Origin of the sequence: Stenotrophomonas maltophilia (assembly GCF_013464915.1) — a bacterium.
Taxonomy (GTDB): Bacteria; Pseudomonadota; Gammaproteobacteria; order Xanthomonadales; family Xanthomonadaceae; genus Stenotrophomonas; species Stenotrophomonas maltophilia_AT.
The window spans coordinates 16950-31407 of sequence record NZ_RAVT01000032.1 but is presented as its reverse complement, the minus strand read 5'-3'; the positions used below and the strand labels follow the sequence as shown (position 1 = coordinate 31407).

Annotated in this window: 11 protein-coding genes; 9 read left to right on the top strand and 2 right to left on the bottom strand. The window is 63.7% G+C overall.

The window, feature by feature from the left end:
* The first annotated feature begins 13 nt into the window (after nt 1-13).
* The 4 genes from D7T59_RS12100 to D7T59_RS12085 all read left to right on the top strand — a co-directional run bounded on the left by D7T59_RS12100 (nt 14) and on the right by D7T59_RS12085 (nt 6484).
* Nucleotides 14-703: an ABC transporter ATP-binding protein gene (locus D7T59_RS12100; RefSeq protein WP_004137569.1), complete on the top strand. Its 690-nt coding sequence runs from the start codon at nt 14-16 to the stop codon at nt 701-703.
* Nucleotides 704-717: 14 nt separating this feature from the next.
* Nucleotides 718-1875: an ABC transporter permease gene (locus tag D7T59_RS12095; RefSeq protein WP_180852507.1), complete on the top strand. Its 1158-nt coding sequence runs from the start codon at nt 718-720 to the stop codon at nt 1873-1875.
* Nucleotides 1876-1888: 13 nt separating this feature from the next.
* On the top strand, nt 1889-3211 hold the full coding sequence (locus D7T59_RS12090; protein ID WP_164136258.1) for an ABC transporter permease: 1323 nt from the start codon (nt 1889-1891) through the stop codon (nt 3209-3211).
* 414 nt (nt 3212-3625) lie between these two features.
* A complete protein-coding gene (locus tag D7T59_RS12085; protein ID WP_180852508.1) occupies nt 3626-6484 on the top strand; it encodes a TonB-dependent receptor plug domain-containing protein in 2859 nt (952 codons plus the stop codon).
* 201 nt (nt 6485-6685) lie between these two features.
* On the opposite strand, the gene rarD is transcribed toward D7T59_RS12085, so the two are convergent.
* Together rarD and yedA are read right to left on the bottom strand one after the other, a co-directional pair.
* Nucleotides 6686-7579 carry an EamA family transporter RarD gene (gene rarD, locus D7T59_RS12080; protein ID WP_180852509.1) on the bottom strand — a complete coding sequence of 298 codons (894 nt, stop codon included), beginning with the start codon at nt 7577-7579 and terminating at the stop codon, nt 6686-6688.
* Nucleotides 7576-8481 carry a drug/metabolite exporter YedA gene (yedA, locus tag D7T59_RS12075; protein WP_164136255.1) on the bottom strand — a complete coding sequence of 302 codons (906 nt, stop codon included), beginning with the start codon at nt 8479-8481 and terminating at the stop codon, nt 7576-7578. The genes rarD and yedA overlap by 4 nt, the downstream gene beginning before the upstream one ends.
* Before the next feature lie 620 nt (nt 8482-9101).
* On the opposite strand from yedA, the gene D7T59_RS12070 reads away from it, so the two are divergent.
* From D7T59_RS12070 to D7T59_RS12050, 5 genes are all read left to right on the top strand, one after another.
* Nucleotides 9102-10052, top strand: a complete 951-nt coding sequence (locus D7T59_RS12070) for a HEAT repeat domain-containing protein (protein ID WP_258013109.1) — start codon at nt 9102-9104, stop codon at nt 10050-10052.
* Nucleotides 10053-10058: 6 nt separating this feature from the next.
* Complete coding sequence (locus D7T59_RS12065) at nt 10059-10985, top strand: transposase (RefSeq protein ID WP_180852510.1); 927 nt, start codon at nt 10059-10061, stop codon at nt 10983-10985.
* Nucleotides 10972-11709 (top strand): ABC transporter ATP-binding protein, encoded by a 738-nt coding sequence (locus D7T59_RS12060; protein WP_164136253.1) that lies wholly within the window; start codon nt 10972-10974, stop codon nt 11707-11709. The genes D7T59_RS12065 and D7T59_RS12060 overlap by 14 nt, the downstream gene beginning before the upstream one ends.
* 11 nt (nt 11710-11720) lie before the next feature.
* Complete coding sequence (locus D7T59_RS12055) at nt 11721-12827, top strand: ABC transporter permease (protein ID WP_258013110.1); 1107 nt, start codon at nt 11721-11723, stop codon at nt 12825-12827.
* A 221-nt stretch (nt 12828-13048) separates the two neighbouring features.
* On the top strand, nt 13049-14383 hold the full coding sequence (locus tag D7T59_RS12050; RefSeq protein WP_180852512.1) for an MFS transporter: 1335 nt from the start codon (nt 13049-13051) through the stop codon (nt 14381-14383).
* Nucleotides 14384-14458 lie beyond the last annotated feature (75 nt).

The following is a 14458-nucleotide window of genomic DNA, read 5'->3' as shown; positions in this document are numbered from 1 at the left end:
TGGAGAACCACCCATGTCGACCCTGGTTTCACTGCGCAACATCACCAAGACCTACCAGCGTGGCCCCGAGAAAGTGCAGGTGCTGCACGGCATCGACCTGGACATCGCCAGCGGCGACTTCGTCGCGCTGATGGGCCCGTCGGGCTCGGGCAAGACCACCCTGCTCAACCTGATCGGCGGCCTGGACAACCCCAGTGGCGGCGAAATCAGCATCGAAGGCGAGCGCATCGACCAGATGAGCGGCGGCCAGCTGTCGACCTGGCGCAGCCATCACGTCGGCTTCGTGTTCCAGTTCTACAACCTGATGCCGATGCTGACCGCGCAGAAGAACGTGGAGCTGCCGCTGCTGCTGACCCACCTCAATGCCGCGCAGCGCCGCCGCAATGCGGAGATCGCGCTGACCCTGGTCGGCCTGGCCGACCGCCGCAGCCATCGCCCCAATGAGCTGTCCGGCGGCCAGCAGCAGCGCGTGGCGATCGCCCGCGCGATCGTCTCCGACCCGACTTTCCTGATCTGCGACGAACCGACCGGCGATCTTGACCGCCAGTCCGCCGAGGAGATCCTCGGCCTGCTGCAGCAGCTCAACCGCGAACACGGCAAGACCATCATCATGGTCACCCATGACCCGAAGGCTGCCGAGTACGCCACCCACACGGTGCACCTGGACAAGGGCGAGCTGGCCGACGCGCCGCTGGCCCACTGACGGAGGCCACGGCGATGAAATACTTCTCGTTGGTGTGGGCGCAGCTGTTCCGCAGCCGTACCCGCACGTTGTTGACCCTGCTGTCGGTGGTGGTCGCCTTCCTGCTGTTCGGCATGCTCGATTCAGTGCGCGTGGCGTTCAATTCCGGCGGCAGCGTGGAGGGCGCCAACCGGCTGGTAGTGGCCTCACGACTGTCGATCACCCAATCGCTGCCGATCCGCCTGGAAGCGCAGGTGCGCCAGGTGGCCGGCGTGCGCGACGTGGCCTACGGCATGTGGTTCGGCGGCATCTACCAGGACCCGAAGAACTTCTTCCCGAACTTCTCGGTGTCACCCAACTACTTCGACGTCTACCGTGAACTGCAGATCGATCCGGCACAGCTCGAAGACTGGAAGCAGACCCGCACCGGCGCCATCGTCGGCGAGACGCTGGCCAAGAAGTTCGGCTGGAAGATCGGCGACACCATCCCGCTGCAGGCCACGATCTTCCCGCGTGGCGGCAGCAATGACTGGCCGCTGGAACTGAAGGGCATCTTCCGCTCCAAGGACCGCACACAGGCAGGCAACGAAGAACGCCAGTTGATGATGAACTGGAAGTACTTCGACGAATCCAACGACTACATCAAGAACCAGGTGAGCTGGTACACGGTGACGCTGGACAACCCTGACCAGTCCTCGCGGGTGGCGCAGGCCATCGATGCGATCTCGGCCAACTCCGACCACGAGACCAAGACCCAGACCGAATCGGCGTTCCAGCAGGCCTTCGTCAAGCAGTTCGCGGACATCGGCATGATCGTCACTTCGATCATGGGCGCGGTGTTCTTCACCCTGCTGCTGTTGACCGGCAACACCATGGCGCAGGCGGTGCGCGAGCGCGTGCCCGAACTGGCCACGCTGAAGACGCTGGGCTTCAAGGATGGCACCGTGCTGTCGCTGGTGATGATCGAGTCGGTGCTGCTGGTGGGCCTGGGCGGCCTGCTCGGCATGGTGCTGGCCTCGCTGGTGCTGCCGGTGGTGGCCGCGAACTTCGGCGGCGTGCTGCCCGCGCATGTGCCGTGGAATACCTGGCTGCTGGGCGTCGCCCTGGTGCTGCTGATCGGCACCATTGTCGGCCTGTTGCCGGCGCTGCGTGCCAAGCGCCTGAAGATCGTCGACGCACTGGCCGGCCGCTGAGGAGGACACCGACATGTTCAAGAGCAAACTCAAGAAGTGGCTGGGCAACGGCGTGACGGTGCTGCTGCTGGTGATCGGCCTGGTGCTGTGGATCAGCCTGCCGTGGGTTGGCGTGCTGGCCGTGGCCGTGCTGGTGGCGCTGTGGCTGCTGCTGACCCGGGGTGGACGGCTGGCACTGGCGGCCACCCGCATCGGCGTGGCCAGCCTGCCGCAGCGCTGGGGCGCGTCCTCGGTGATCGTCGTCGGCATCGCCGGCGTGGTCGGCGTGCTGGTGGCGATGCTGGCGATGGGCGAAGGCTTCCAGGCCACGCTCAACAATACCGGCGATGACACCACCGCGATCGTGCTGCGCGGTGGCTCGCAGGCCGAGACCAACTCGGTGATCACCCGCGAACAGGTCCCCACGCTGTCCACCCTGCCCGGCATCAGCCGCGATGCCGAAGGTCGGCCGCTGCTGTCGCCAGAGCTGTCGCAGGTGGTCAACCTGGTATCGAAGTCCGATGGCACGGATGTCAACGCGCAGTTCCGCGGCGTCGGCCCACAGGCGTGGGCCGTGCATGACAAGGTCAAGATCATCGAAGGCCGCAAGTTCGCCACCGGCCTGCGCGAGATCGTGGTCGGCCAGGGTGCCAAGGGCCAGTTCCGCGACATGGACGTGGGCAAGGCGCTGACCCTGGGCAACCAGACCTGGACCGTGGTCGGCGTGTTCGCCACCGGCGATGCGCATGATTCGGAACTGTGGACCGACGCCGATACGCTGGCCACCACCTACCAGCGCAGCGCCTGGCAGTCGATCAGCGTGCGTACCGATGGCAAGGCCGGCTTCGAGCAGTTCAAGGCGGCGGTCGCCGCCGACCCGCGCCTGAAGCTGGACGTGGAAACCACCCGCGTCTACTACAGCAAGCAGGGCGGCGGGCTGACCAAGCTGATCGACATCCTCGGCAAGGTGATCGGCACGATCATGGCGGTGGGTGCCGTGTTCGGCGCACTCAACACCATGTATGCGGCAGTGGCCACGCGTGCGCGCGAGATCGCCACCATGCGCGCGATCGGCTTCCGTGGCCTGCCGGTGGTGACCGCGGTGATGCTGGAGACGATGCTGCTGGCCCTGCTCGGCGGCCTGCTGGGGTGCGCGGTGGCGTGGCTGCTGTTCAATGGCTACAGCGTGTCCACCATCGGCAGCAACTTCAGCGCGGTGGTGTTCAAGTTCCATGTGTCACCGGAACTGCTGTGGACCGGCCTGAAATGGGCACTGGGCATCGGCCTGGTCGGTGGCCTGTTCCCGGCACTGCGCGCGGCACGTTTGCCGATCACCACGGCGTTGCGCGAAACCTGAGCATCACGCAGCGACAGACTGCGCATCACGCAGGGGGACGGAGCGAAAGCTCCGTCCCTTTTTCGTTGGCGGGGTCAGATCCCTTCGCTACGCGAWGGKATCTGACCCCGATCTGGTTGCAGTAGATCCACGCCATGCGTGGATGGATGGATGCCTGCGCACACGCACTGCTACAGATTGCGGGAAATCCGCCGCTATCGATGCCTCTGCCCATCGCGCACGCAACGTGCGTGACGCTGCGCACATCGCATCTGTGGATTGTTGGTTGCGATTCATCTTCGCGCACATCCAGCGGCATGGCGACAAACAGTTACGAATGGAAACACTCTAGAATCCCGGCCCCCACGTTGGTTTGCAGCACCCCACGCGCCCACAGAACGGACGCTTGTTTTCCTGAAACACGAGATGTCACGGATGTCCCTGAAAACCACTCCGCTGCGCAACGCGATCGTCATCGCGCTGGCCGCCAGCTGCACCACCCCCGCCTTCGCACAGAGCGCCGGCGATACCCCGACCAACCTCGACCGCATCGAGATCACCGGCTCGCGCATCCGCCAGGCCAGTGTCGAGACCGCACAGCCGGTCGTCGCGCTCAGCCGCGCCGAGATCGAGAAGAAAGGCTACATCAACGTCGCCGACATCCTGCAGGACGTCACCGCCGCCGGTGCTCCGAGCCTGAGCCGCTCGTCGTCGCTGAGTTCTTCGCGCGACTTCGGCGGCACCTACGTCAGCCTGCGCAACCTCGGCCCGGAACGCAGCCTGGTGCTGATCGACGGCCGTCGCATGGGCGTCAGCGCCGGTGGCTACTCCGACCTGGCTTCGATTCCGTCCGCCATCGTCGAGCGCGTTGAAGTGCTCACCGACGGCGCATCCGCGCTGTATGGCTCGGACGCCATCGCCGGTGTGGTCAACATCATCACCCGCAAGAACTTCGACGGTGGCGAAGCCAGCGTCTACGTCGGCCAGTACGGTGAAGGCGACGGCCAGAAGCGCTCCTACAGCGCCACCTTCGGCAAGACCTTCGACCGCGGCTGGTTCAGCGTCGGCGCCGAGCGCACCAAGGAAGACGAGATCCTCGGCAGCGAGCGCGAGTTCAGCCGTTACCCGGGTGGCCCGCGCCATCCCGACGACGTCCAGGCACTGAACCAGACCACGCAATGGGGCAGCGTCACCGTCGACGGCAAGTCGCTGACCGTGGGCCCGGGCGGCGACCCGAGCCAGAAGGGCAATTTCCACGCGCCCAATCCGGCCGACGGTGCCAACACCAAGACCAACATGAGCCTGCTGAGCGGCCTGGAGCGCACTTCGGTGTTCGCCAACGGTGGCTTCTCGATCACCGATGACCTGCGCATCGTGGCCGACGCGCTGTACAGCAAGCGCGAGTCGACCAAGCACCTGGCCGGCTACCCCTACTCGGTGTCCACCGCACAGGCCCGCAACGGTTCCCGTGCTGCCCTGTCCAAGGACAGCGCGTTCAACCACTGGGGCCAGGACGTGCTGTTCTCGCACCGCACCGAAGAAATGCCGCGTGCGACCGAGAACAACCTGGACACCAAGCGCGCCAGCATCGGCCTGGAAGGCAGCTTCGAAACCGGTTCGCGTTACTGGGACTGGAACGTCAGCTACATGTACAACCGCAATGAAGGCGAGCGCATCGGTACCGGCAGCATGTACCAGCCGCACGTCGACCTGGCGGTCGGCCCGTCCTTCATGGACGGCACCGTGGCACGCTGCGGCACCCCGGGCGCGGTGATCGCCGGCTGCGTGCCGTGGAACCCGGCCGCACCGATGGGCTATGCCGGCCCGGGCTCGCTGAACAACCAGGACGTGCAGGACTACCTGTTCACCCGCTTCGTCGACAAGATGAAGAGCACCACCAAGGTCGCCAGCGCCAACATCTCCGGTTCGGTGTTCACCCTGCCGGCCGGCGACGTGATGGCCGCGATGGGCTTCGAGCACCGCAGCGAAGAAGCCAGCTACACCCCGGACCTGATGGTGCAGAAGGGCCAGATCGCCGGCACCACCGGCCAGCCGACCCGTGGCGACTACTCGCTCAACGAGGTCTACCTGGAACTGCAGGTACCGCTGCTGGCCGACATGCCGTTCGCGCGTGAACTGTCGCTGGACCTGGCCGGCCGCTACACCGACTACAACACCTTCGGTTCGACCACCAACAGCAAGTTCGGCCTGAAGTGGAAGCCGATCGACAGCCTGCTGGTGCGCGCGACCTATGGCACCGGCTTCCGTGCGCCGACCGTGGACGACCTGTACGGCGGTGCGGTGAAAAGCCGTGATTCGTTCACCGATCCGTGCGATACCTCGTTCGGCATCGCTGCCAGCAGCTCGACCGTGGCCGCACGCTGCCAGGCGCTGAAGGTGCCGGCGAACTTCCGCCAGCAGACCGCGTCGGAAGGAAACGTCGCCAACCGTCCGGGCCAGCAGGGCATCGCCGATTTCGACTCCGGTTCCAATGCGAACCTGAAGCCGGAAACCGCCAAGACCTGGACCGTGGGCCTGGTGTACAGCCCCGAGTTCGTGCCGGGCCTGGACGTCAGCCTGGACTGGTGGAAGATCCGCATCGACAACGCGATCGTGGGTGAGTCGGCCACCGACATCCTCAACCAGTGCTACGTGCAGGGCGTGGATTCGGCCTGCGGCCGCTTCACCCGTTCCACCAGTGCCAAGACGCTGGGCCAGGTGACGTCGCTGGACCGCTCGCTGGTCAATGCGGGTTACCGCGAAACCGCCGGCTACGACTTCAGCCTGCGTTACCGCCTGCCGGAAACCGCGTTCGGCCGCTTTGCCGCCACCTGGAACACCACCTACACCGACTACCTGGAGCAGCGCAACGACAGCGCCGCCACCACGCCGGTGGAGCAGAAGACCGGCTGGCAGGGCAACTTCCGCGTGCGTTCGACCTTCAACCTGGATTGGCAGTACGGCGACCTGGGCATCGGCTGGACCGCCCGCTACTACTCGGGCATGAAGGAAGCCTGCTCGTATGACCTGGCCGGTGGCCCGGACTGCAACATGGCCGGCTTCGTCTCGCCGTACACCGATGCGCAGCCGAGCCGCAAGGTGGGCTCCAACACCTTCCACGACCTGCAGGTGCGTTACAGCCTGCCGTGGGACGGCACCGTGTCGCTGGGCGTGAACAACGTCTTCGACCACCAGGGTCCGATCATGTACAGCCAGCCGAACAGCAGCTTCACCTACTACGGTGGCTTCGACATCGGTCGTTTCATGTACATGAAGTACCAGCAGCGCTTCTAAGCCTGCAACCGCGTTCCCGCCACCGCCATCTCTCTCTCCTGGCGGTGGATGGAAGCAGAACGGCGCCCTTCGGGGCGCCGTTCTTTTTTGCGGGAAGCGGGGTCGGATCCCTTTGCTACGCGAAGGGCTCTGACCCCAGGCTGCGAAAAGAACAAGGGGTCAGAGCCCTCCGCGTAGCGGAGGGATCCGTCCCCTGGGTCGTTACCGCTTGCGCATCGTGCGGATGTTGTCGCCGACGAACAGCACCAGGCCGGCCCAGATCGCAGCAAAGCCGATCGCCTTGGCGGTATCGAACGCCTCATGGAAGAAAAACACGCCCAGCAGCAGCTGCAGGCTCGGCGCGATGTACTGCAGGATGCCCACCAGCGACAGCGGAATGCGCTTCACGCCGTAAGCGAAGCCGATCAGCGGTACTGCGGTGACTGCTCCGCCGAAGATCAGCAGCAGGTCGTTGCGCCACCCCCAGCCGTGGAAGAACGCGCCGCCATGGCCGTTCTCGGCCCAGATCGCAAACGCCAGCGCCGGCAGGAACAGGTACATGCTCTCCACGCCCAGGCCGGCCACCGGATCGACCGAGACCAGCTTGCGCAGCAGGCCATACAGGCCGAAAGAACAGGCCAGGCCCAGCGCGATCCACGGTGGCGTACCGGCATCGATGGTCAGCCAGGCCACGCCCACCGCTGCCATCGCCACGGCCACCCATTGCAGGCGGCGCAGGCGCTCCTTCAACACCATCACGCCCAGCAGCACGTTCACCAGCGGGTTGATGAAGTAGCCCAGGCTGGTCTCGATCACATGGCCGGCGTTGACCGCCCAGATGTACAGGCCCCAGTTGAACGCGATCGTCAGGCTGGACACCAGCAGGATCGGCAGCGCGCGCGGCTGTGCGGCGATCTTCTGCCACCAGCCCAGGCGCGCGCTGATCAACAGCCAGCCCAGCACCATCACCGTGCTCCATATGATGCGGTGGGCGATGATCTGGAACGAAGGCACCTCGTTGAGCAGGTGCCAGTACACCGGCACCAGGCCCCAGATCACGAAGGTGGACGCAGTGACCAGCAGGCCCCGGCGTTGTTCTTGCTCGTCCATGCTCACTTCTTCCTCGTCCTTGCCATCGTCAGTACCACCACACCCAGAAGAATCACTGCCATCGCCAGCAGATCGCGCCAGCCGAAACGTTCACCGTTCAGCAGCGCGCCCAGCAGCACCGCGATCACCGGATTGACATAGGCATAGCTGCCGGCCAGCGCCGGGCGCACGTTCTGCAGCAGCCACACATAGGCGGTGAACGCGACGATGGAGCCGAACACGCACAGGTAGGCCATCGCCAGCAGGCCGCCGGTGTCGGGCAGCGTGGTCGGGCGCTCGCCGACCGCCAGGCCGATCAGCACCAGCAGCACGCCACCGCAGATCATCTGTCCTGCGGCGGTCATGAACGGGCCCGGCAGGTCCAGGCCGCGTGCCCACACCGAACCGAAGGCCCAGCCGATCGGCGCGATCAGCAGCAGCACCAGCCCGGTCGGCGAGGCGGTCAGGCTGCTGCCGGCGTTGAGCCAGACCACGCCCAGGAAACCGATGGCGATGCCCAGCCACTCGCCACGGCTGGCGTGCTGGCCACGCAGTGCCGAGAACAGCGCCATCCACAGCGGCACCGAGGCCACCGCCGTGGCGGCCAGGCCCGAGGACACCTCACGCTCGGCCAGCACCACCATGCCGTTGCCCAGCACCAGCATGGTCACGCCCATTACCACCAGGTTGCGCCACTGTCGCAGCGTCGGGTTCGGCAGCTTCCAGAACAGGCGCAGGGCCAGGAACATCAGGCCGCCAGCAATGATGAACCGGCTGCCGGAGACCATCGTCAGCGGCAGTGCGCCGCCATGCAGGGCCTTGGCGATACCCAGGTAGGTCGAGCCCCAGACCACGTAGACCAGCAGCAATGCCAGCGCGACAAGGCCACCCCGGGGGGCAGCCGCAGAGGGAACGGGGGAAGCCGACATGACGCACCAGCGGGCGGGGGAAAACGGATTCTAGAGCGTTCGGCTGACGGAAATAACCCCGGCTCTGGGCACGCTGATTTGCACCTACAAAGGCGCCGGGCTTTCCCTCGATCGGTTTGAGACAAACCCCGACACCTGTTGCGCCGCCAAGGGGGTAGCAGCGTCATCCAAGCTGACGTATCGCACCCCACCGAACACAAGTGAGATGGCGATCAAGGAATGGACTGCCCCCGTTCCCTGAAAACGGACTCGCCCAGCATGGGTTGGGCCAATGACCTGAACAGGAGAACCATCATGACCTGCATGCCGCCTCCACTTGCAATGCCGGTGGGAGTTGCTGGTGCTTCATTGCTGTGCTCGCCCATTGAACCGGTCCTGATTGCCGTTGCAATCGTCATCGCCGTCCTGCCCGTCTGAGGAGCATCCCGTGGAACCGAAGGCACTACCCAGGCAGGCCAGATCGGTAGGGATGCACGGTTCGTGCATCTTGATTGAGACAACAGGAGCAGGCTGCGCAGCCGTCGGCATCGTTGTCGGCATTCTCATCAACCGGGGCATTCATCCGAAGTGATATCCCACTCGGGTGGGTCGGATCAACCGGCCCACCCTCCGGAGACAACATGAAAGATCCAGCTCGAATGTTGGAGCTCGCGGATGATCCTGCAGAACTGTCTGCACTGACGGAGATATTCGCAAGGAGATCGTCACTCCTGGGCGTACTCGAGGCCACTGGACGTGCGGCACGCATTCGCCAATGGGGATCGCTGATCAGTGGAAGTGGGGACACCTCAACAAACCTTCGATCCATGCTTTCGATATGCCGTGAATTCGATCAGGTGATCCTGCGCGACTTCTTCCACGAAGAGTGCCGGAACCACATGGGCAGTCCACTGTATGCGACACCGGGGAGATTTTTCGTCAAGCCGCCACTGGCGGGAATGGTCATATACAAGGACGAGTTCGTGGACGTGCACTACATGCAGAGCTCGCCACTTCAGGCAGTTGCAGCAATCCAGGCCGGTGCCGAAACCGGCATCACCATCAACGGCACGGATTCGCTGGTGTTCTTCACGGATACGCCCGGCGTCGAGTATCAGGTATATCCGGTCCACACCGGTGACGAATCCGACCCGCGGCTGGGCCCGGCTGCTCGAGGGCAATCGACTTCTGGTCACCATCTGTTCCTTGAGGGCGGGAGGCAGGGAATGCACCTTCTGCATGGCTCCAGTCCGACGTCGATGATTGTCTGCCTCTCGTCCAGGCCAAGGTCGGAGGTCACTCAGCACTTCTCCATGCAATCCGGAAAGCTCGTCGGCTGCACAGCAACAAACGTAACCGACTCCCGGCTCCAGATCATCGCGACAGCATTGTCCCACCTGCGAGGGAGCGAAAACACCAAAGCCTTGCTGGACATGTCGCGCCATCCGACGACATTCGTTCGCTGGAACGCGCTCAGGTCGCTCTACCGCATTGACCCGGCAGCGGCATCGGAGCGACTCAGGGAAATGAGGGAGAACGACATGGACGAAGAGATCAGGAAGCTTGCAACCCGCTCACTGGAACAAGGATGAGCAACCATGCCAATCCGCATTGAAGACACGTCCCAGGATTCGATCGGCCTGATGGAACTTGTGGACTACCTCCACGATTCGGCGTTCGATCCCCGCGACCATGAGTCCATGATCTCAGTGGCCCCCGTGCTGAGGAAGCTGGGCAACAACCAGACGTTCCTGAGCGAGATCATCTGCAATGAACTCAAGGATTCGAGAAACATCCAGGTCGACAACGACTACACACCCCAGGTCCTGATGCTCCATGCCCCACAGGTCTCAGGTCAGAGCTACTTCATCCGCGCATGCTTCTGGCCTGGTCATGAGGACGAGATTCTTGGTGCAAGCGGGCACAGCACGTTCTTCTATGGCATTCCGCACGACCACAACTTCAATTTTCTGACCATCGGATATCAGGGGCCGGGATACATAAGTGACTACTTCGAGTACGACTACGCGTCGGTCTGCGGAGTTACCGGAGAAAGTGTCGATCTCAGGTTCATGGAACGATCCCAGCTCAACAGGGGAAGCATGTTGCTCTACAGGGCATTCAAGGATGTCCACCAACAGATGGCACCGGAGAGCTTCTCGGTCAGCATCAACATCATGGAGCACTCACTGAGAAGTGTAACCATGGACCAGTACGAGTTCGAACTTGGAACCGGCACGATTTCGCAGATCATCAACCGCTCCAGCGCTGCGGCCATTTTCATGATCGCCGCTGCGACCGAAGATGGAGATTCGCAGCAACTGCTTCGCGACATCTTCAGAAGCCACCCGATGGACCGGGTGCGCATGGCTGCACTGGAAGCGCTGGTTGCGAACTCGCCAACCCCCGAAGCTGCCCTGCAGTTGACCACCATGGTCCAGTCCAGGCACAGCCTGTTCATGCGATCCAGAGCCCGCCAACTCGCTCAAAGTCTTGAAGAGAGGTGCCGTCATGCTTCTTGCTGAGCAGGTCTGCAAGCGGTTTGGCGGGAGGCCCGTGCTGTGGGACCTCGATCTTTGCGTAGCTCCAGGGGAGATAGTTGGCATCATCGGTGCCAATGGCGTTGGCAAGACGACGCTCTTCCGTATCCTCTGCCATCTTGTCCCTGCCGATTCGGGAACCATAACTTTTGGCACCGAAGCAGACACGGGCAGCGTACCGTACGTGGACATTGGCTATCTGCCCGAGTCGCGCAGTCTCTTCTCCGAAGTCACCGTTGGAAGGACGCTGGAGTTCTGGGCGCGACTGAGGGGGATGTCAGGAAAGCATGCGGCCAAGGCCCGCGATGTGTGGCTTGAAAGGATAGGGCTGCTGGCCCGGACCTCACATCGGGTATCCAGCCTTTCGAAGGGCAACCTGCAGAAGCTGCAGCTCGCCGCCAGCATGCTTCACGATCCGGGCGTGCTGATCCTTGATGAGCCGTTCTCGGGGCTGGACCCCGTGAACCAGGTTGCCGTTGCCGACCTCATCAATCGCGCAGCGCGCCAAGGCACCGCCGTTGTGCTTTCCGCACATCACATTGAGCTGCTGCAGCGCCTCGCCAATAGGATCCTCGTGCTGAGGGATGGACAGCTTCATCCTGCCACGTCGCAGGACCTTCACCCTACCCGCATCGCGGCGCCCTCCCAGGCGCCGCAGTATGGATTCTCCCCGCATGCCCCTCAACCGGAGACCGGCGTATGCGAGTGAACCCGTTCTTCATGATCAGCCTGTTCGAATTCAGGAGGCACCTGGACATTCGTGGCGAAGTCGCAGGTCTTCTCCTGCTCGCGGTGATTGCATTGGTGAAGCTGGGTGGAGACGCCATTATTGCCCGGGAATCTGCAGCCATCGTCCACCTGGACGCGCGAGGCACTCCAGTAGCAGGCTTGAGCGAGGGGCGCTTCCACTTCAGTGGCACTCAGGGAGATGCGGTCTCAGGCGATCACCCAGTCCTGTCTTCGGTGGCCGGAGACTATGTTCTCCACACCGAACAGCCGCCAGGCTGGCTTGGGGAACTGCAACGCAGCCTGGACACGCTCCACCGTCAACATTCCCTGTCACTGCTCGGTGTAACCCGTGACCAGCTTCGGAAGGTGGACTCACCAGTCTCGCTGCGGGTCATTGACTCTCAAGGCAGCCCGGTCTTCGCGGAAACCTCCCTGACCGCTATTTCGATCGCAATGGTGGTGCTGACGACACTCGCCATACTTGGCTGCCTCGGCATGATTTTTCAGGGTCTGCTGGGAGAGCGCTTTGGTCACGCTACGGAAATGATTCTGAGTGCAGCGCCACCTGGGCTCTGGCTCGACTGCAAAGTTGCCGCGTCCATCCTCCATGGATTGAAGACAGTGGCGGTGTATGGGGTCTACGGTGCAATCGGCTGGACGCTGATGTCCGGTTCGGTGCGTGGGGATGCAACCTTCGCCGAGGGCAGTTGGAAGGTGATGCTCGGCCTGCTCGTGTTCTGCCTTCTGGGCCTCATGCTGTGGAACTGGTTTTTCGCCGCGTGCGCTACCGCCATTCGATCGCCGCATTCAGCTTTCCGCAACACGCTCCCGGCTTTCCCGCTGACGATGATCATGATTGGATTTGCCGGGCTTCGGGCGCCGGAAGGCGTATTCATGCATGTAATGTCCCTTTTTCCTTTCACGTCGATGGCTGCGATGCCGGTCCGGCTTCTGTACGTGAATGTGCCGTTCTGGGAGATCGCGCTATCCCTGTCGCTTCTTGCCTTCACGGCGGCACTTTTGCGGATGTGGGCCAGCAGCAACTTCAGGACTGCCATCGTTTCCCCGGTTGAACCATCGCCTGCATCATCTGATTGAGATTGCCGCGAAGGATTGCAGCACCAGAACCATACGACGTATTAGCTATGGTCCCCGCCCCCCTGCGCTGTCACCCTGTGCGGTCCCATGCCCCSCCCCCCCTCCCGGCACCCGGCGTTGACGTGGGATGCAGTACCTAGGAGGCTGGCCGTCAGCGCCCCGCGCGCGGCTGGCACCGATCTTTCCCGCACGGAAGCGCCGCATCGAGGATTCCCACCCGGATGAGCACCACGTCCCAACCCGCCGTACCCGCGAACGACCGCGCCGCCCTGCGGCGGTCGATCTCCAATACCCTCAAAGGCTCCGCCGGCAACCTGGTGGAGTGGTATGACGTCTACGTGTACTCGGTGTTCGCCGTGTACTTCGAATCGCAGTTCTTCTCGCCGGACGACAAGAACTCCACCATGTACGTGTGGGCGATCTTCGCTGCGACCTTCCTGATGCGCCCGATCGGTGCCTGGTTCTTCGGCCGCTTCGCCGACCGCCACGGCCGCCGCCTGGCATTGACGGTATCGGTCACGTTGATGGCACTGTGCTCGTTCCTGATCGCCATTACGCCCACGGCGGCCAGCATCGGCATCTGGGCGGCGGTCATCCTGCTGTTCGCGCGCCTGCTGCAGGGCTTCGCCACCGGCGGCGAATACGGGGCCAGCGCCACCTATATGTCCGAGGCCGCCATTCCGGGCCGTCGCGGCTTCCTGTCCTCGTTCCACTACGTCACCCTGGTCGGTGGCCATGTGCTGGCCCAGCTGACCCTGCTGCTGATGCTGACCTTCTGGGGCAAGCCGGAAATCTCCGAATGGGGCTGGCGCATCGCCTTCGGCATCGGTGGCATCGCCGCGGTGGTGGTGTTCTGGCTGCGCCGCGGCATGGACGAATCGCTGTCGGAGTCGTCGATCGAAGCCGCACGCGAGGGCAAGGCCCAGAAGTCCGGCTCGATGTACGAGCTGTTCGTGCACCAGTGGCGGCCGCTGCTGCTGTGCTTCCTGATCACCGCCGGTGGCACCGTGGCCTTCTACACCTACTCGGTGAACGGCCCGAAGATGATCCAGAGCGCCTTCGCGGGCAACGACCCGATGACCGGCACCCTGATCAACCTGGGCGTGCTGGCGTTCCTGATGGTGCTGCAGCCGGTCGGTGGCTGGCTGTCGGACATCATCGGCCGCAAGAGCCTGCTGGTGTTCTTCGGTGTCGGCGGCGTGCTGTACAGCTGGTACCTGATCACCCAGCTGCCGCACCAGCACGATGCCACCCTCGCCTTCCTCACCCTTGCACTGGCCTTCGTCATCCTCACCGGCTACACGTCCATCAACGCGGTGGTGAAGGCCGAGCTGTTCCCCACCCACATTCGTGCACTGGGCGTGGGCCTGGGCTATGCGCTGGCCAACTCGCTGTTCGGCGGCACCGCCCCGCTGCTGTACCAGGGCGCGCTGAAGACCGGCCATGTCGACTGGTTCGCCATCTACGTCACCGCGACGATCGCGGTCTCGCTGGTGGTCTACATCTTCTTCCTGACCAACAAGGGCCCGAACTGGCTCGACGGCACCCGCAAGTAAGGGCGCTGCAGTGATCGCGGCCACCGGTGCAATGCCGGTGGCCGCTGTGGAAGACCGGCCGGATGGAACCGACGC